Origin of the sequence: Carnobacterium sp. 1290_CSPC, assembly GCF_001053265.1 — a bacterium.
In the GTDB taxonomy this organism is placed as follows: Bacteria; Bacillota; Bacilli; order Lactobacillales; family Aerococcaceae; genus Aerococcus; species Aerococcus urinaeequi.
In genome coordinates, this window is record NZ_JVVG01000071.1 from 67,689 (window position 1) to 87,220 (window position 19,532).

Genomic DNA, 19,532 nt, shown 5'->3' on the forward strand with positions numbered 1-19,532 from the left:
TGTAAATAATATTTTTAAAATAAAAAAAGCAGGCACCCTATTACCGGAAACCTGCTTCTAATATAATATATTGCAAAGTTTAGCTAACAACAGAAACTTTGATATCTTGATCATATTGATTATCTAACATACCACGTTGGCAGTATGCGATATCGTCTTCAATGCGGCAAATCTTAACCAATTCGTTTTGAACGAATTCGCCGTCAGGAATTGCACTCTTTGCCTTGTAAACCATTTGATCCACTAAGACACGAATTTCGCCAGATTGGTCTTTTGTCACTGGTTCAACGATAATTGCTACCCTATTCATCAACATTACTATCTCCTAAATATATAAATACAGCCATTAGTCACGCTTATTTTATATTCTTTAGTAAGGCATGTCAAATATTGCCAAGTTACGTCCCCTCATTATCTTCTAATAAAAATACATTATTGTACTTGATGATCACTTAAAACCCATTCATCCTGATATAATTGGCTGTCTATTTCTTTTAAGTCTTCAGCAATTTCTGGGTTAAATGGCATATAGTCAAGAACGTCCTTTTGCAATTCTAGACCAGGTGCCACTTCAGTTAAAACCAATTTCGCTTCCTTATTCAACACAAACACCGCTCTATCAGTCACAATGGTTATTTTCTTACCCGCCTTAACTGCTTTTGACCCATTGAAAGTGACATAAGATAAGGCGTCCGTAAATTTACTATTACTTCCTTGATCATCAACCACTAACTGGTTATTTTCAACATGACTTTTATCTTTCACCATAAAAGGACCTACAAAAATAATTTGCTTTGCCCCTTCCGCAATGTCCATCATACCACCAGGACCCATAATACGGTTACCCAATAAAGTCGTATTCACATTGCCATTTTGGTTTATTTCACCAAATCCAAGTACTGTTGTCTCTAGTCCGCCACCATGGTATAGGTCGAACATGTCACCAGAGTTAATGACTGCCTCTGCATTATAATTTGGTCCATAGTCAAATCCGGGAGCAGGTACCCCACCAACAGCTCCTAAATCGGTGGTGAAATGATATTCATCAAGTAAATTGGCTTCATAAACTAAATTAGATACCATACAAGGAAGCCCAACTCCTATATTAATAATCGAATGCCGTTTCAATTCCAAAGCTGCCCTACGTGCAATCACCAATTTAGGGGACAAGGGTGCTGATTTTATTGGCAAATAATCGCTACGAATCTCATTTGAAAGCAACGGATTATAGCTTGTAGCAAAAGTTTGTTGATGATACTCAGGTGTGCCTTTATACACGTAATCTACTAAAATTCCTGGTACAACAACGGATTTTGCCTGTAAACTACCTCTTTTAACTACTTGTTCAACTTGAGCAATGACGATTCCACCAGAATTCTTAGCTGCAATAGCCATTGTTAAGGCTTGTAGATTCATGGGTTCATGCGTGAAAGCCAAGTTTCCCTTCTCATCAGCATGAGTTGCCTTAATAACGGCTACATCAATGCCAATGCTCTTGTAAAATAACCACTCTTCGCCTTGTAGATTTTCAACTACCATTAAGTCATCTTGCTGACGAGCTTTATCAGACATTTTTCCGCCAGATTGACGAGGGTCTACATAGGTATCAAGTCCAACTTTTGTCCACACGCCCGGTCCTTTTTCCGCGGCATTTCGATAAAGTAAACCAATCGTTCCTTGAGGTATAATAAATAGTTCAATTTGATTATTCAAGGCAGCTTGCCCAGTTAATGGGGCTCCGTGGATATGAGACCCGATATAGCGTTTGAGTAATCCAGGTGCTAACAATAAGTCAATTCCCGTTCCCTCACCGCGACTGAGTCCTGCAACTGATATCACAGTAATGTCTTTTGGGTGACTGGCTTGCTCATATTGCTGACGTAATGCGCCAAAAAATTCTTCCGCCAAACCACCAATACCACTAGTTGTGAAAGCAATACGTGCCTCATCTTTCACTAAGGCGACAATTTCTGTTACTGAACGTACCTTACTTTTCATAGTCCACCTCTAAATTCTTTTTAATGCTTCAATAAAAATAGCGGACTAAGTTTTCGCACCCGGTCCGCCACAAGACTTTTAAACAAACTATACAAAGGCGCTAAATCCTGTTAAATGTCGCCCTATAATCAAACTATTCACTTCATGTGTACCTTCGTAGGAATAAATGGCTTCTGCATCTCCAAAATATCTTGCAACTTCCGTATCCACCGTAATACCATTTCCTCCGCAAATTTCTCTACCCAATGCTACAGTTTCCCTTAATAAACGAGCATTTTGCATTTTAGCAATTGAAGCTGGCACTTCAGCATATTTCCCCTCAGTTTGAAGTTCAGCTAAGCGATAAGATAAGGATAAGCCAGTTGCAGCATTCGCTTGCATCCTCGCTAATTTTTCCTGGGTAATTTGGAATTGGCTAACTTTTTTACCGAACTGTTCTCGCTGTCCCGTATATTTCAAAGCCGCCCTTAAGGCACCCGCATGCCCACCTGCCGTAATATGGGAAACATCTGCACGCGTTGCGTAAAGGATACGCGAAACATCTCTAAAGGATTGAATTTTAGGTAGTCTAAAGGCCTCAGCCACCTGTACATTCTTTAAATGAATATGACCATTTTGTACCAGTCTTAGGGCTATTTTCCCATCAATCTTCTCTACGGTAAGGCCCTCGGTTGCGGTTGATACCATGAAGCAAAGGATATCATTATTTTCTGGGTTACGGGCAAATATTGGTATGAAATCTGCTGAGCCTGCGCCGCCAATCCAACGTTTCTCACCATTCAGTAGCCAGTTATCGCCATCTCTTACTGCTGTTGTCGCCATACCACCAGCAATATCAGACCCGTGATCAGGTTCTGTTAAGGCAAAACAAGTCTGCCACTCAAAACTAGTAAATTTTGGTGCGAAATAATCAATTTGTTCCTGACTTCCTCCTTGTAGTAAGGTAGTGAAGCCTAGCCCCGCATGGACAGTCATAAAGGTCGCTAAGGACATATCCGTCCTGGCCAATTCATAATAACGGAAAAGATTAAAATATTCGCTCACTTTGTATGGTTGCTGGCTTTCTTTGAATAGGTCAGGATGGTTCATTAAACCTAAGTCGCCGACCGCTTTAAAAGCCTCAAAAGGAAAAGTCTCTTCTTTCCAGTGCTGTTTTAAAGTAGGCGCTATTTGATCTTCTAATACTTGACGCAATTTACTCAACAATTCAACTTCTATTTCAGTTAATTTTTGGCTGAAACCATACACGTCTTCAGGATATAAATCTGAAAGTATCTGCTGTTTATCCATATGCCTACCCTCCTACTTAAATACAGCCGAAAGGTTAGTCATATAGGCATGTCGTTCTTGGAAACCATTAATAAGCTCCTCAAATATTTCATCAACTGTCATAATCTCGTTAATCCGCCCCACGCCTTGACCCATGCTGAGTTGCGCATGTTGGACATCCCCATTTTGCATCGCTTCATAAGACCTCCGCCCTGAAATCAAAGGCATTAGTGTTTCTAGTGTCGCGCCGTCTTTTTCTGCTTGCAGGATTTCTTGAGCCATTTCATTATTAGCCACACGCATAGCATTTCTTAAAGATGTCATTGTTAAAACAGTCCCATTTTCTGGTATCTGTAATAAGGCCTGCCGATAAGTATCCGAAGCATTCACTTCTGGTGTTGCTAGAAATCTAGTGGACATTAAGACACCATCTACACCTAAAGCCATAGCGGCATATAGGCTTTTACTATCCACAATCCCACCAGCAGCCAATACAGGTACAGATATTTTCTCTACCGCTTTAGCCCAAAGTATTGGACCAGAAACAAGGTCTACTCCTGGGTGGCCACCACCTTCAGCACCAACAAAGGCAATGATATCCGCACCATCTTCCTGTGCCGCTAACCCATGGCGGATGGAGGTAACTTTATGAATCACTTTAATACCAGCATCTTTCAATGGTTGGATAAAGTTTCTTGGTCGTTGACCAGAAGTTTCAACTACTGGTACCCCCTCTTCAACCAAGACTTGAATATAATCCATAATCACTTCTGGCATAGCTACTTCAGGTACTAATGAAATGTTGAAGCCAAAGGGTTTATCAGTTAAAGTTTTCATTTTTTTGACTTCAGCTCTTAAACTATCTACGTCCGGGAAAGCCATGGACGGTACTATACCAAGTCCACCAGCATTTGACACAGCTGAAGCAAGTTCAGCCAGCGACATATACTGCATTCCCCCTTGGATAATTGGATACTGAATATTGAGCATTTCAGTGACACGCGTTTGCATATTGGATCGCTCCTTCTCATATTAACGATTAGAGGTTATCAAATAGGCCTGCACTTATCATGAAAGTTCATTGTCCGTACCGTATTTATCTAATAACCACTAATTAAGCTTCATCTAGAAAATCATATTTAAGACTTTCATTTTCTAGATAGAAATTCTCTAAAATAGATTGGTAAACAAAGTTTTCAACTTTTGAATACCCTGCTTTTTTCTCACGTACTAAGGTTGGAATATAGGGAATAGGATCTTCAAATCGTTTCTCCACAATCCCCATCTGATTTAATTTGGCAATGAATAAACTAAAATATACTGTTGGTAAAAGCGCAACTAATTGATTATAGAGGACTGTTTCAATCATGTAATCCCAAGAACCTGAAGTAAACAATTGAATCGCCTTAGAATCATGGGTACGCAATTTTTCCCTAACCAAATCGTGCACAATGTCTTCCTTGTTATAAGTAACATAATGATAGCCATCTAGATGTGACCATTTAAGTAGGCGTTTCGTCCTTAAAGGATGGTCTGGTCCCATAAAAGCCACAATTTCTGTTCGTACTAATTGATGGGATTCATATTTATCTTCATCCATTGTTTCAGGTGGTACTAAAACGGCCATATGAATCATATTATCTTCAAGCATCCGGTATAAATCATTAGTACCTGCTTCAACAATTTCAATATGCGCATCTGGATTTTCGATGAGAAATTGTGGAATAAATTTATTAAAGAAAAATCTTAAGTAAGTTGGGTGAATCCCAATCTTGATGCGCCCCTTGTGGACGAGCGATTCTTTCTCAATCACTTGTTCTAGATTGCTGTATTGATTCAATACTTTTAAAGCTGACCCATAAACCCGCATCCCAGATTCGGAAACGCTTACAATTCTACCGTTCTTTCGGTTGAAAAGCGACACACCCTGTTGTTTTTCAAAATTTTTAATAAATTGGCTTAAAGCTGACTGTGAGACAAAAAGGTTATCTGCGGCAACTGTTAAGTTACCATTTGATTTTACAATTTCCACAAAATACTGCATTTGGTTGATGTCCATATTTATTGGCCCCTTTACGTTTCTTCTTGCCAATAGTTTACCATACCAAACTATCTTCCTTGGAACTTAGGCTTTCTCTTCTCTAAGAAAGCAGTAACTGCCTCGCGGTGATCTTCAGTTAAGGAAGCCTTACGCATATATTTCGCTTCTAATTTGTTATTCTCTAAAGCCTTTGGATATTGTAGATCATACATAATTGCCTTTTGATAAGCTATAGCTACAGAAGGGCCGGCAACAAAATGACTAGCCAAGTCCAACGCGGCTGCTAGTAATCCTTCATCCGCTACTACTTGATAGGTAAGTCCATAGTTTTCGGCTAAGTCAGCTGTGATGGGTTCATTTAGCATGACATGACGGTTAGTCCGGTAAACGCCAATTGATTGACTCAAATTAAAGAGCAAACTAGTATCACCTGGAAAAGCCATCTGAATGAAGGCCGTCACTAATTGTGCATTTTCCCCCATCAAAATAAAATCACAGGCTAAGGCTAAGCCTAACCCAGCACCAGCTGCCACACCGTTTACGGCTGCTATCACTGGTTTAGACGACCTACGAACGGCTGCAACCATCTCTCCTGTTTTAATCACACCTGATTCGGGAATACCTTCACCAGACGCCACCAAGTCTTTAAATTGGCGAATATCACCACCAGCACAGAAGTATTTCCCAGCGCCAGTAATCACGATTGCTTTTACGTCGGGATCCTGCTCAACCTTTGTTAATGCATCGATCACTTCCTGATAAGTTGTTTCAGAAAAGGCATTGCCGGATGCTTCACGGTTAAAAGTTATTCTTGCAATCTTGTCTTCGATGGTAAATAAAATTGTTTCAAACATTAATTTACTCCTTTGCAAAATGGATGAAGGACTAGCCAAGCTGATAGAATTTGAATAGCTTAGCGAGTCCTTATACCATCTTGTCTAGTGAATATACTCAAATATACCCGCAGCACCCATACCAGCACCTATACACATAGACACCATGCCGTACTTACTATCTTCACGTTTGCCCATTTCAGCTAGCAATCTTGAGGTTAAAATCGCACCTGTAGCCCCTAGAGGATGGCCTAGAGCAATCGCTCCACCATTCACATTAGTGACGGATTGATCAATACCTAATTCACGAATTGACGCTAAAGCTTGGGAGGCAAAGGCCTCGTTTAACTCAATTAAATCTAAATCATCTAAAGTTAAGCCAGTAAGTTCTAAGACCTCTGGTATGGCATAGGCTGGGCCAATCCCCATATATTTTGGATCAACGCCAACAGCCTTAAAGCCAACAAAACGAGCAATTGGTTTAACCCCTAATTCTTTGACTTTATCGCCTGACATTAAGACAACAAAACTTGCACCATCAGAAATTTGTGAAGCTGTTCCTGCTGTCACAGTGCCATCTGCCTTAAAGATTGTCCGTAATTTCCCTAAAGTTTCCATTGAAGACTCTGGTCGAATCCCTTCATCTTGATCAAAGATTTTTTCTTCTACCTGTGGACCATGTTCGGTATAGCGCACTTTATGGGTAGTAACCGGTATAATCTCATCCTCAAAACGACCAGAAGTTTGTGCTTTGTGGGCCCGGCGATGACTTTCTACACCAAATGCATCCTGGTCTTCGCGACTAACCTTGTATTTACTTGCTACATTTTCAGCAGTTAACCCCATTGGATAGGACACACCCGAATCTTCTGTTTGTAAGGTTGGGTTATTCGTTGGTTCATTCCCACCCATCGGAACTGCACTCATAAACTCAACACCACCAGCTACTAGCACATCTGATTGACCAGCCATAATAGCATTAGCTGCTATAGCAATTGTTTGCAATCCCGATGAACAATAGCGGTTCACTGTTTGACCAGCAACTGTATAAGGTAACCCCGCCCGTAAGGCAATTGTACGGGCAAAGTTCATCCCTTGTACACCTTCTGGAAAGGCTGATCCGACAATGACATCCTCAATTAAAGCTGGATCAAAGTCACCTTCAATACGGTCAATGACCCCTTTTAATACTTCAGCAGCAACATCATCTGGACGATCATTGGCTAGGGCACCATTCGGCCGCCCTTTACCAATCGCTGACCGTCCATAAGAAACGATATAAGCATCTTGCATCATTCGTTCATTCCTTCCTAATTTCATCCACTAGTTTCGTAATGGTTTACGTGTTTCTAACATATAGGCAATCCGTTCATATGTTTTTTGGTTGTTCGCTAATCTAAGGAAATGCATTTTTTCTAGATGTTGTAACCAATCTTGGTTAACAAGTGTTCCCTCAGGTAAGTCCCCACCTGTCATAATTTCTGCAACGGTTAACCCTAATTCCATATCATAGTCACTGATAAAATGACCTAGTCTCATGGCATCTAATTGACCTTCCACAACCGCTTTGAAGCTAGTACCTAGAATTGGGAAGTTCACCTTAGTCCGCGGAATAAAGTTCGTCTTAGATAAGTAAGTTAACTTGTCAAAGGCAATCTCCACTACGCTATCACTAGCTGCTACAATATCATCAGACTGTCTTAGATAGTATTTATCTCTGGCTTCATAAGCTGACATCGATACATCACCAGAAGCTACACGCGTAATGACATCTCCTAGAATACGCATTTTTGCATCTTTTTGGATTTTCATATCCATTACACGTTCCGTTAATTCCGCTAAACCACCGCCACCAGGGACTAAACCAACACCCACTTCAACTAAGCCGATATAAGATTCCGCCGCTGCGACAATATAAGGTGATGCTAAAACCAATTCTGCCCCGCCACCAAGTGCACGACCACGAACGGCTGTTACAATTGGTTTTGCTGTGTAGCGAACCCGGTTAACCGCTTCATGTAGTTCACTGATTGTTTGACCAATTAACTCATCAACCCCGTCAGACTCAATGGCTTCTTTCATCATATTCAAATTCGCACCAGGACTGAAATGCGGCCCATTTGAATAAATTACCATCCCCACATAGTCACCAGACTCTAATTCATCCACAGCTTTAATCAATTCAGCTGATAACTCGCCTGTAATCGTATTATTTGGTGTGTGAAAATTGAATAATAACTGATTATCATTGATAACACTTAAGGTTGATGCCTCTGTTTCCCAAATATTTGCATCTACCTTTTCACTCATTGGGGTTAGATTCTCAAGAATCTCCCCTTCTTTGTAAAATGGCTCACTTCGATTTGCTACCCATTCTGGTAAAGGTCCTATCTCTTTTTCAATACGTTTTTTAACCCGTTCAAAGCCCATTAAATCCCAAAGTTGGAAGGGACCGACTTTCCAATTGAAGCCCCAAACCATGGCACGGTCAATATCTTTATAATCCACTGCCGCTTTAGGGATATTATTGGCTGCATAATAGAAGGTACTCGCTAAAGTTTCCCAAAGGAACTTACCAGCTGTATCTGTGGCATTAAAGATGACGTCCATATTCTTTTTCAAGTTACTAGAGAATTTAGCTAAAATAGGTAGATTTGGTTTTTCAGCTGGTACATAGGTGAATGTTTCTGGGTCTAATACTAAACGTTGACGGCCTTCTTTCTTATAAAAACCATGACCAACCTTATTACCTAAAGCCCCTGCTTCAACCAATTTGCCAATTAATGTAGATTGGTTGAAATATGGCTGTTCGCTTGGATCTTGCGTCAAGCCTCCAACTACAAAAGTAGCCACATCATTCCCTACTAAGTCAGATAGCCCATAAGTACCAGTGCGTGGCCGGCCAATCGCTTTTCCTGTTAAGGCATCTACTTCCGTAATTGACAGGCGATCACGCTCAGCACGGTACATAATATCACTCATAGAGTGGGTGCCTGTTCTATTAGCGATAAAGGCTGGTACATCATTCGCTACAACTACCCCTTTACCTAACTTTTTCTCAGTAAAGACTTTTAATTGATTAATTGTCGCTTCAGACGTAAACTCAGTTGGAATTAATTCCACCAATTTCATATAGCGTGGTGGATTAAAGAAGTGCATGCCTAAGAATCGTTCACGCTCTGCACCTTTAAAAACTTTAGCTATTGCCTGAATTGGAATACCGGAAGTATTTGTCGCTAGGATAGCTTCTGGTTTAGCAACTGCAGCAATCTTCTCCCAAATAGCGTGTTTAATTTTGATATCTTCTTTAACTGCTTCAATAAAAATATCACTATCTGATGGTTCACTTAAGTCATCATCAAAATTCCCATAGGTCAAGTTACCTTGAAATTGACTTTGGTATAGCATCGGTTTCTTCCGGTCAGTAATACGGTCGTATCCAGACTTAGAAAGTTTATTCGGTTCATTTTCGTCGATGACAACATCTAATAATTGTACTTTCAATCCCGCATTTACGAGTAAGGCGGCAATTTGACTCCCCATGACACCAGCCCCGAGAACGGTCGCTTTTGTAATTGTCATTGTATTTCCCTCCATCTTTGATCAATTTCTAAAAATAAGAGATTGGGCAGATTATTTGAACTGTCTACCCGGCTCTTTATTATTGTCGGTTTAAATTACTAATTAAATGCTGCTTGTCCGGTCAAGGCACGACCAATGACTAAGGCATTTACTTCGTGCGTTCCTTCATAGGTGTAGACGGCTTCTGCATCTGCAAAGAATCGTGCAATATCATTGTCCACTACAATCCCGTTACCTCCACAAATTCCGCGGCCCATTGCCACTGTTTCCCGAAGTCTTAATGCATTCATCATTTTACCGACTGAAGTTACTACCTCGTTGTAGTCACCTTCTTCTTGTTGACGTGCAATTTGTGAACATAGAGCCATTGCAGCAGTTAAATTTCCTTGCATCATGGCTAATTTTTCTTGTACTAATTGATAATTAGAAATTTCTTTACCAAATTGCTTACGCTCAGTGACATATTTCAAGCTAGCTTGTAATGCCCCAGCCATCGCACCGGTGGCCATGTTGGCAACTCCTGCACGTGTTGAATATAAAACTTTCGCAATATCTTTAAATGAATTGATATTTTGTAGTCGATCACTTTCAGCGACTTCAACATCTTTCAAATGGATATTAGCATTTGGCACAATTTTTAGAGCAATTTTATTTTGAATTACATCAATATCCAAACCAGCTTGCCCTGCTTGAACGATAAAGCATTTTGGCTTACCAGTTTCCTCATCTCGAGCAAATACTGGAATCACATCAGCAACTGAAGCACCACCAATCCACCGTTTTTCACCATTGATAATCCATTTGTCGCCTTCGCGTCTAGCACTTGTTTCTAATCCCCAAGCCACATCAGAACCATGATTTGGCTCAGTTAAAGCAAAACATGTGCGTAGTTGATGACTGGCTAGTTTTGGAATATACTTTTGAACTTGTTCAGGACTACCACCAAATAGGAAAGTATTAAAACCTAGTCCCGTATGAACACCCAATAAAGTATTCAAGGACACATCAAAACGCGATAGGGTAAAAGCGAAAAAGAATTGGAATAATTGACTGGTTGTCTTTTTACCTTCACGCCCTTCAAATAAAAGGGGATTGTCAAAGTATCTTAAACTACCAATATCTTCAAAGAATCCTTCTGGTTCTGATTCAGTTACCCATGCTTCATTTAAGCCACTGCGGTATTTGCTTTCTAATAGTTCTACCAACTGTTTTAAAACTTCAATTTCTCCATCGGTTAAACCACTTGAGATCTTTAAGATATCTTCTGGGAATAACTCTTTTAATACTGCTTCTCTATTTTCCATGAGGTAAACACTCCTTATTATTTATATATAGATCAATTGCCACGCTGGTTTTGCCTGAATTGAATATTTTCTAGTAAAACTAACAAAAATGATATCGCTTACAAACTTATATTAATACCAATAAGGTGTAAAGGAAAATAAGCCTTATTAATATGGACTATGAGTAATACTAATAGTTATTGTAAACGCTTTCTAAAAAGCGTCATTAACAATAGTTATAAGCTAAACTTATGATTACTATTACAAAATAAATACAAAATCCCTTATATAGTTGAATTTTATAAGCAACCATTATTAGGTATATTTAAAAGCAAATAAAAAAACACTAGGAAAATAAGTCTCCTAGTGCCTAATTTAATCCTTATTTTAACTACCTGCGCTTGCTGTCAAATTTTCTTTAGCGTGCGCTGCCATCATACGACTAAGTTCTATACGGTCTGGTTTACCAACCGAGTTAACTGGGATTTCGTCAATTTCCATGTAAAGTTTTGGCGTCTTATAACCGGCAAGTTTTTCCAAGCAGAATTGATCTAGTACTTCTTGGAATTTGTCTGCGCCTTCAACATCTTTATTGACCATGATCGCTGCTGAAACAGATTCACCAAATTTTGGATGTTCAAATCCAAGTACAATAGTTGATTTAACCAATGGATGCTGGCTTAATACAGCCTCAACTTCAGATGGTAAGACATTTTCCCCACCAGTGATAATCAATTCTTTCAAACGATTGACTAAAGTCATTTCCCCATATTCATTTAAGTAAGCTAAATCCCCAGTTCTAAAATAGCCATCATGGAAAGCTTTGGCATTTTCTTCAGGTAGCTTCCAATAACCAGGTGTTACGTTCTTCCCTTTCACCAACAATTCACCAATTTCACCTTGTGGTAATGGGTGCATCTCATCATCTACAACGATCATTTCATCAAATAAAAGAGGAGAACCAATTGTAGTCGGGCGCTCATTAGCGCGTTGACTAGTATTAAACGTTAATAAAGGCGCTTCGGTTAAGCCGTAGGCGTTAATAATAATTTTACCCATTTGCTGGAAAACTTTTTGTACAGCTGGTAATGGTGGTGACCCTCCTGCGACTAATAAGTCTACGCTCATTAAGTTTTCTGGTTTAAAGTCAGGTGAAGCGATAATACCGTAGTACATGGTTGGAATCATGACTAGTACATTTGGTTTGTAAGTACGGATCCAATCGTTAATGGTTTCATAGTTGAAGTAGCGTTCTAAGACTAATTGACCACCTACAACTAACATTGGTATCGCAATATCAATAAAACCTAAAATGTGGAACATTGGGGTTGAGCCAATTGTTACCCAATCTTCACTCATTCTCCAAGAAATGATTTGATTGAATACGTTATTTAAATAACTTTCATGGGTATGAATGACCCCTTTTGGTCGACCGGTTGAACCTGAGGTATAAATTAATAAAATAGGATCTTGCCAATCAATAGACACACTCTCAAAAGGTTGATGGTTACTTAAATCCATCATTTGATTGTATTCAACCTCGTCTACATTGTACTTGATGTAAGCGTCAGGTACTTCTGATAGACGGTCTAAATGGTTAGTTGCATATAAAATATATTCAACACCTGCATCTTCTACCACTCGGGCAATTTCTACTGGTTTTAATCGCCAGTTGAGTGGAACGAAGACTGCACCAATCTTAATTGCCGCTAACAACATATCAATAATAGCAATATCGTTAGGGGCAAAAGTGGCAATCCGGTCTCCCTTTTTGACGCCTGCATCCTCTACCAAGTGCCGAGCTAAAATTTCCGCACGTTGATTTAAATCTTGATAGGTAAATTCTGTGTGTTTCAATGGATCAATCACCGCCACCTTTTCAGGGGAAGTAATTGCGCGCGTTTTAATCCAGTCCAAATTCATTGTTTATCTCTCCTTAAACGTTAGAATCTGTAAGCGCTATCATCTTTTGTTACTCTCATTTTACTAAAAACTCAAGCCTTGTCTAGAGAATCCTTTAATTTTTAAGGAATTAAATGAGAAGATGAGACACAAAAGCCCAATATTAGGGGTTTACCAAAAACAATATTGTACAAATTGTGTTGAATTTAATGATTTTGCGCATAAAAAAATAAGACCAGGAATGAATCCCGGTCCTAATTTAATTAATCTTCTTCTTTGAGTGCTGATACCATTTCCACTTTCTTCAGTTTGTAGTGCATGAAGATCATGACCACAATGGAGAAGGCTAAGGTAATCAGACTTGCGTATAGGTAAGATTGCCATTGGATCACAATCGGGAAGAATACCTGATCGATTGCCACTGTATTTAAGATATAGCTGAGTAAGCCGTATCCTAAGAAGTTCCCAATGATAATCCCTACCATGGTTAAGAATAAGGTTTCTCGATAAACATACATACTGACTTCAAGTGACCGGAATCCTAGCACCTTAACTGTCGCCAATTCGTGCATCCGTTCTGACACATTAATGTTGGTTAATGAGTAAAGGACGATAAAGGCCAGGCCACCTGCTGAAATAATCAAGACGACGGTCACCAGATCAAGGGCTGATAGGGTTTCTTCAAAGTCCGTGATTTGACTAGCGTTTAAACTTGTCCCAATGACGCCAGCTTCTTCTTTGACTTGGTCAAAGATTGCGGATTGGTCGCTAGTGGATAAGCCACTTTCAAATTGAACAAGGGCTGTGTTTTCTTCACTTTCTTCACCGAATACCTCTTGGTAGTAAGCATCTGTCATGTAGATTTCATGACCTAGATAGTTGGTGATGACGCCTTTTACAGAAAATTCATAAGGATCGTTATTGGTATCCACTAAGGTCACTGTATCTCCTGCTTGAATGCCCAATAATGAGGCCAGCTTAGCGGTGATAAGGACACCATCTTCAGGTAAGGTCATCTTATGTTCGGTGTCTAGTTCTTGTAATTGGAAGTAACCTTGATAGTTGCTTTCTGAATCAAAGGTCATGACACTCACGATTTGTTGGGTGATTGTTTCGTCATCGGTCATCAGAACGTCACGGGACAGCGGTAAAACATTCTCCACGTCACCATTATCTGTTAAATCGGCCACCACTTGGTCGCGGTCTTCTTGACTGGCATCCATATTGAATGACAGGCTACCGTCATACATTTTCACTTGGATGAATTGTTCGTCCGGTAGACCTGAAATAGAGTCAGATAGACCGAATCCAGTGACAATCAACATGGCACATCCGGCAACCCCGATAATGGTCATCAAGTTACGTCCTTTATAGAGAAAGATGTTCCGCCAAGTGATCTTACCTTGGAAACTCAAGCGGGACCAGAACCCTTTAAACCTTTCTAGGAAAATGTGTTGGCCATTTTTCCCAGTAACAGGTTGCAATAAGCGTGCGGTCTTCTCGTTCAGAGTCGTTCTAGTGGTTAACCAAGCTGGTAAAACAGTCGTCAACAAGGAAATCCCTACTGCGAGTGAGATGTCCACAATTTGCCAAGTGTAAATCATGCCTGGTAAGGCCACGGTATTGGAGAAGGCAGACACAATGATATTCGGGAATAGATAGTTACCGATTGAAATACCGATGACCAACCCTAAAATAGCTGCCACTCCTGCATACATAATATACTTGGTTTGAATGGTTCGCGGGCTATAACCTAAGGCCTTGTAAGTCCCAATTTGAACCCGCTGCTCTGTTACCATCCGTTGCATGTTGGTAAAGGAAACTAATGCTGCAATCAGAAAGAAAATAATTGGGAAGGCTTGGCCAATTGTCGCCATGTTGTCCGCATTATTTTCCCAAGCGGTATAGCCTGAGACGCCAGAACGGTCGTTAATCGTATAAGTCGGTTCATCTAAATCAGCCAATGTTGATTTAGCGTCCGCAATATCTGCTTCAGCGCTAGATAAAGATTCTTCAGCTTCCTGACGTTCACTTTCATAATCACTTCTTGCTTGGTCTAACTCACTTTGAGCTGAATCAAGACTTGCTTGACCAGCTTCTAATTGAGCGACCACACTGGACATGCCAGCTTGAGCTAGGGATACGCCTTCTGGTAGTTGGGACTCAACTTGACTTTCTTGTTGGTCTAGTTGACTTTGGTTGTCATCAATTTCTGATTGTGCTTGGTTTAATTCACTTTCGCCAGACGCCAATTCAGACCTAGCTGAGTCAATTTCCGCTTGTCCAGATGAAATTTCTAATTCCGCTTCAGATACAGTCTGGTTGTAGACTTCACTTGGTCGGTCGGCGAATACATGTTCAATTTCTGCTTGCTTAGCTGCGATGACTTGATTGTATTCGTCTGAATAGGCTTCTAAATCATCTACAGCGGTCACGTCAATAGCGATACTGGTATAAATATCCCCATTAATGGCTTCAGGTGCAATCACCGCAAAACCGTTTAATTGCCCGTCTCCAAGCCCAGTCGCCCCGCGGCTAATATTTGTAATTTGCAGGGGTGAATTTACGTAGCCGACAATGGTAAAGGTCTCACCCGAAAGAGTTGGTGCACCACTTTCATTGTCTTCTGAGTTGACACCTAAATCAGTTAAACTGATTTCTTGTCCAATTTGGTAGTTTTCATCATTGGCTAATTGGCTATCAATGGCGATTTCATCGACTGCTTCAGGTAACCGCCCTTCTTGGACATCAAATTGGTTGATATCTGATGTTTCATTGAAGTTTGGATAGAAACGAACTAAATCATTACTCGTAGCAATCTGACGGTCAACATAGGCATAAGGTTGATATTCAATATCTTCCACATCTTCTAATAAGGCTAAATCATCCTCGTCAAGTCCCATGGTTGACTGAATAGACATATCTTCTAAGTTAGTTTGGTTAAAATACTTGTCCGCTATTGCAATCATATCCGGTGCAGCTGCACGGATACCCACAAAGAACCCCGTTCCCAAAACGATAATCAGCAATAAGGCTAGAAACCGCCCAAGGGTATTCTTGATCTCACGAAAGCCGTCTAACCATATTTTTCTATTCTTCTTCATTAAGGACCACCTACCATTCAATATCTTGAATTGGCATTGGTTGTTGATTTAATTCTTGTGACGAAACAGTCCCATCATTGATTTTGATGACACGGTCAGCCATCGGCGCAATCGCTTGGTTATGGGTAATCACAACAACAGTTGTCCCCTGTTCATTGGTTAAATCTTGTAAGAATCCTAACACCTTTTTCCCAGTTTCATAATCTAAAGCACCCGTTGGTTCATCACATAATAATAATTTTGGATTTTTCGCAATCGCACGGGCGATCGACACACGTTGCTGTTCCCCACCTGATAATTGTGACGGGAAATTGTCCTTGCGGTGGTATAAGCCAACCCCTTGTAGTGCATCCTTGGCAGCTAATGAATTATCCGAAATTTCTTCTGATACCTCTACATTTTCAATAGCCGTCAAATTAGGGATTAAGTTATAATTTTGGAAAATGAACCCCACTTCGTCACGCCGGTATTCGGTTAAACCTTTTTCGTCATATGAAGCGATGTTTTTATCCGCTACTAAAACTTCACCCGAAGTGACTGCATCCATCCCACCTAAAATATTTAAAAGAGTTGATTTCCCAGCACCAGAAGGGCCAAGAATCACTACGAATTCGCCCTCTTCAATTTCTAAATTAATATGGTCATTGGCTAAAATTGCGGTATTTCCTGTTCCATATTGTTTTACGACATCCTTTAAGTGAATGTAAGCCACTATACAACACCATACTTTCCTTTTTAAATTACCCTAATTCTTCGTCTTTACTCCCAGTCATCCTTAATCATATACTATTTGGTCAGGCAAAATCAAAGAATCGGAATATTTAACTTAAGTTATTTAAATAATCTATGAGGTAGATGATTTTGATAAAAATATAAATTTACTTATCTATATGTTTAACAATTATTCATCAATCCGATCTGACCTAGCGCCTCTTTTTCCCAATCAAAAAACGCCCCTAAAGTAGCTTGTTCAAGTCTACTTCAAGGGACGTCATTGTTCTGTTATTTTAAATGTTGTTTGTGGAAGGCGAAGTGTTCTTCTAAGAATGTTGCGATGAAGTAGTAGCTATGGTCATAGCCTTCTACTTTTTGATAATTGACTGCTTGACCATTTTCCTTGGCGTTTTCAAGGAAATGGCTTTCGTCTAATTGTTCTGGATAGAATTCATCTTGGCTACCTTGGGTGATTAGAATTGACGGAGCGTCAACGTCTTTAATCAGTTCTGTGGCATCCCATTCTTTCCAAGCTTCCTCATTTTCACCTAGATAAGTTGTGAAGGCTTTAATCCCCCACGGCACTTGGCTTGGGTTTAGAATGGGTGCAAAGGCAGAGATGGCTTTAAAGCGGTCGGTATTTTTCAAGCCAATAACTAAGGCGCCGTGTCCACCCATTGAGTGGCCCATGATACTTTCTTGGCCCGCATAATGAGGGATTAAATCGGCTGCAATTTGACCTAATTCATCCACAAGATAATCATACATTTTGTAGTGATTAGCCCACGGTTCTTGTGTGGCGTTTAAATAGAACCCTGCGCCTTGACCAAGGTCATAAGCGTCGTCATCAGCAATATCCTCTCCGCGTGGCGAGGTGTCTGGAATCAAAACCGCCACTTGGTGTTGTTCAGCTAATCTTTGAAAACCACTTTTTTGACTAAAGTTATCGTCTGTACAAGTTAGACCGGATAAAAACCAAACTAGCGGGATTTCTTGCCCCTCTTCGTTAGATGGCAAGAATAGACTAAAGGTCATGTCACATTGTAAGGTCTTTGAGAAATGGCGGTATTTACGGTGTTCACCGCCAAAGGCACGATTGCTAGCAATCATTTCTAAAGTCATTTTTCATTACTCCCCATAAGTCAACATGGTACGGATAGATTCACCTTTATGCAGCAGGTCAAACGCCTCATTGATGTCTGTGAAATCAAGGTTATGGGTGATAAATGAATCGATATCAATCTCACCGTTCATGTAATCTTGAACCATACCTGGTAGTTGCGTTCTACCTTTCACGCCACCAAAGGCAGACCCGCGCCATACACGACCTGTAACTAATTGGAAGGGACGTGTGTGAATTTCTTTACCCGCACCCGCAACTCCGATAATGACACTTTCACCCCAACCTTTATGACAAGCTTCTAGGGCTGAACGCATCACGTCAACGTTTCCGATACACTCGAAACTGTAATCTACCCCACCGTCTGTCATTTCAATGATGACATCTTGGATTGGTTTGTCGAATTTAGATGGATTTAGGAAATCAGTAGCACCCATTTTTTCAGCTAATTCAAACTTATCTTCGTTTAAGTCAACTACAATAATACGACTTGCTTTCGCTTGCACCAAACCTTGAATAGCCGCTAATCCAATAGCACCTAAACCAAATACAGCCGTCACAGCGCCTTCTTCTACTTTAGCGGTGTTATGGACTGCACCAATCCCAGTTGTGACACCACAACCAAATAGACCGACTTTATCAAGTGGCGCTTCCTTATCAATTTTCGCTAAAGAAATCTCAGGAACAACCGTATACTCACTAAAAGTACTTGTCCCCATGTAATGGTAAATAGGCTCGCCGTTATAAGAGAAACGCGTAGTGCCATCAGGCATTAACCCTTTACCCTGCGTTTCACGGACAGCACTACATAAGTTGGTTTTACCAGAACGACAGAATTTACACTCCCCACACTCAGCCGTGTATAGCGGAATCACGTGATCGCCCACTTCAACAGACGTCACTTCATCACCTACAGCAACCACCACACCAGCACCCTCATGGCCTAGTACAGCAGGGAATACACCCTCTGGATCATCACCCGATAAGGTAAAAGCATCCGTATGGCAGACAGAAGTATAAAGGATTTTCACCAATACCTCTTTCGCCTTTGGTTCAGCAACATCAATTTCAACAATCTCCAGCGGTTCACCTGGATTAAATGCAACAGCAGCTCTACTTTTCATTCAAATTCCTACTTTCTGTTGTGTTTTTTTTCAGTTATTTATATTTCCATAATTACATACTAACATTTTTAGCACAATACTGACATTTATATCACTATATCATTTTTTGGAAAAAGGACTTCCGAATTGGAAGCTGATGATTCATTTTTACGAAGATTGAAATTGGTCAGAAGTAAGTCTTTATATAAAATCGACAATAAAAAATGAGGGCCTTATTTTTTCACGCCATCATTGAATGATGCATCACAGTTCGCAAATTAAAGTGACCTTTGAAAATTTATGAGCAGATAATTTTCAACAAATTATATTTTATATTGAAACTTATATTGTCAATTTTACCTTGAAGCCTAATTAAATGATAGCGTCTTTCTAGCCAAAGGCTGTAGCTTTCCTAGCATCCCTTAGCAGTGAAGGCTCGAACCCAACTAAAGATTTCTGACGCACATCATTCTGTTAGGGCGCACCCCCTTACAGAATGAGTCGTCAGAAAAGCCCTCAGAAAATTGGCTCTTCGTCAAATAGGACTGATGAGTAATATCTGCCAGGTAATCATTAGATTACC

At 40.2% G+C, this 19,532-nt stretch carries 14 protein-coding genes; all 14 read right to left on the minus strand.

Annotated features, from left to right (window positions below):
* Positions 1-79: 79 nt before the first annotated feature.
* Positions 80-316 (minus strand): hypothetical protein, encoded by a 237-nt coding sequence (locus AC973_RS06480; RefSeq protein ID WP_048728851.1) that lies wholly within the window; start codon positions 314-316, stop codon positions 80-82.
* 116 nt (positions 317-432) lie between these two features.
* Entirely contained in the window at positions 433-1,998 is a 1,566-nt protein-coding gene (locus AC973_RS06485) for a CoA-transferase (protein ID WP_048728855.1), read from the minus strand.
* An 87-nt stretch (positions 1,999-2,085) separates the two neighbouring features.
* Positions 2,086-3,288, minus strand: a complete 1,203-nt coding sequence (locus AC973_RS06490) for an acyl-CoA dehydrogenase family protein (RefSeq protein ID WP_048728858.1) — start codon at positions 3,286-3,288, stop codon at positions 2,086-2,088.
* A gap of 12 nt (positions 3,289-3,300) precedes the next feature.
* Positions 3,301-4,278 carry an NAD(P)H-dependent flavin oxidoreductase gene (locus AC973_RS06495; protein ID WP_048728860.1) on the minus strand — a complete coding sequence of 326 codons (978 nt, stop codon included), beginning with the start codon at positions 4,276-4,278 and terminating at the stop codon, positions 3,301-3,303.
* A gap of 103 nt (positions 4,279-4,381) precedes the next feature.
* Positions 4,382-5,326, minus strand: coding sequence for a LysR family transcriptional regulator (locus AC973_RS06500; RefSeq protein WP_048728862.1), 945 nt, complete (start codon positions 5,324-5,326; stop codon positions 4,382-4,384).
* Positions 5,327-5,376: 50 nt separating this feature from the next.
* Positions 5,377-6,162, minus strand: a complete 786-nt coding sequence (locus AC973_RS06505; RefSeq protein WP_048728864.1) for an enoyl-CoA hydratase/isomerase family protein — start codon at positions 6,160-6,162, stop codon at positions 5,377-5,379.
* An 84-nt stretch (positions 6,163-6,246) separates the two neighbouring features.
* Positions 6,247-7,434, minus strand: a complete 1,188-nt coding sequence (locus AC973_RS06510; protein WP_048728933.1) for a thiolase family protein — start codon at positions 7,432-7,434, stop codon at positions 6,247-6,249.
* Positions 7,435-7,464: 30 nt separating this feature from the next.
* Positions 7,465-9,723, minus strand: a complete 2,259-nt coding sequence (locus AC973_RS06515; protein WP_048728867.1) for a 3-hydroxyacyl-CoA dehydrogenase/enoyl-CoA hydratase family protein — start codon at positions 9,721-9,723, stop codon at positions 7,465-7,467.
* A 98-nt stretch (positions 9,724-9,821) separates the two neighbouring features.
* Positions 9,822-11,027, minus strand: coding sequence for an acyl-CoA dehydrogenase family protein (locus tag AC973_RS06520; RefSeq protein WP_048728876.1), 1,206 nt, complete (start codon positions 11,025-11,027; stop codon positions 9,822-9,824).
* A gap of 366 nt (positions 11,028-11,393) precedes the next feature.
* Positions 11,394-12,929, minus strand: coding sequence for a class I adenylate-forming enzyme family protein (locus AC973_RS06525; protein ID WP_048728879.1), 1,536 nt, complete (start codon positions 12,927-12,929; stop codon positions 11,394-11,396).
* Between the two features lie 242 nt (positions 12,930-13,171).
* Positions 13,172-16,012, minus strand: coding sequence for an FtsX-like permease family protein (locus AC973_RS06530; RefSeq protein WP_048728884.1), 2,841 nt, complete (start codon positions 16,010-16,012; stop codon positions 13,172-13,174).
* 10 nt (positions 16,013-16,022) lie between these two features.
* Positions 16,023-16,724 (minus strand): ABC transporter ATP-binding protein, encoded by a 702-nt coding sequence (locus AC973_RS06535; protein WP_048728889.1) that lies wholly within the window; start codon positions 16,722-16,724, stop codon positions 16,023-16,025.
* 290 nt (positions 16,725-17,014) lie between these two features.
* Entirely contained in the window at positions 17,015-17,848 is an 834-nt protein-coding gene (gene fghA / locus AC973_RS06540) for an S-formylglutathione hydrolase (RefSeq protein ID WP_048728893.1), read from the minus strand.
* A 6-nt stretch (positions 17,849-17,854) separates the two neighbouring features.
* Entirely contained in the window at positions 17,855-18,970 is a 1,116-nt protein-coding gene (locus AC973_RS06545) for an S-(hydroxymethyl)glutathione dehydrogenase/class III alcohol dehydrogenase (protein WP_048728899.1), read from the minus strand.
* Between the last annotated feature and the right edge of the window lie 562 nt (positions 18,971-19,532).

Excerpts from the sequence above, each read along its gene's own strand:
- AC973_RS06480 (WP_048728851.1), bottom strand. The coding sequence starts at position 316 with ATGTTGATGAATAGGGTAGCAATTATCGTTGAACCAGTGACAAAAGAC.
- AC973_RS06485 (WP_048728855.1), bottom strand. The coding sequence starts at position 1,998 with ATGAAAAGTAAGGTACGTTCAGTAACAGAAATTGTCGCCTTAGTGAAA.
- AC973_RS06490 (WP_048728858.1), bottom strand. The coding sequence starts at position 3,288 with ATGGATAAACAGCAGATACTTTCAGATTTATATCCTGAAGACGTGTAT.
- AC973_RS06495 (WP_048728860.1), bottom strand. The coding sequence starts at position 4,278 with ATGCAAACGCGTGTCACTGAAATGCTCAATATTCAGTATCCAATTATC.
- AC973_RS06500 (WP_048728862.1), bottom strand. The coding sequence starts at position 5,326 with ATGGACATCAACCAAATGCAGTATTTTGTGGAAATTGTAAAATCAAAT.
- AC973_RS06505 (WP_048728864.1), bottom strand. The coding sequence starts at position 6,162 with ATGTTTGAAACAATTTTATTTACCATCGAAGACAAGATTGCAAGAATA.
- AC973_RS06510 (WP_048728933.1), bottom strand. The coding sequence starts at position 7,434 with ATGCAAGATGCTTATATCGTTTCTTATGGACGGTCAGCGATTGGTAAA.
- AC973_RS06515 (WP_048728867.1), bottom strand. The coding sequence starts at position 9,723 with ATGACAATTACAAAAGCGACCGTTCTCGGGGCTGGTGTCATGGGGAGT.
- AC973_RS06520 (WP_048728876.1), bottom strand. The coding sequence starts at position 11,027 with ATGGAAAATAGAGAAGCAGTATTAAAAGAGTTATTCCCAGAAGATATC.
- AC973_RS06525 (WP_048728879.1), bottom strand. The coding sequence starts at position 12,929 with ATGAATTTGGACTGGATTAAAACGCGCGCAATTACTTCCCCTGAAAAG.
- AC973_RS06530 (WP_048728884.1), bottom strand. The coding sequence starts at position 16,012 with ATGAAGAAGAATAGAAAAATATGGTTAGACGGCTTTCGTGAGATCAAG.
- fghA (WP_048728893.1), bottom strand. The coding sequence starts at position 17,848 with ATGACTTTAGAAATGATTGCTAGCAATCGTGCCTTTGGCGGTGAACAC.
- AC973_RS06545 (WP_048728899.1), bottom strand. The coding sequence starts at position 18,970 with ATGAAAAGTAGAGCTGCTGTTGCATTTAATCCAGGTGAACCGCTGGAG.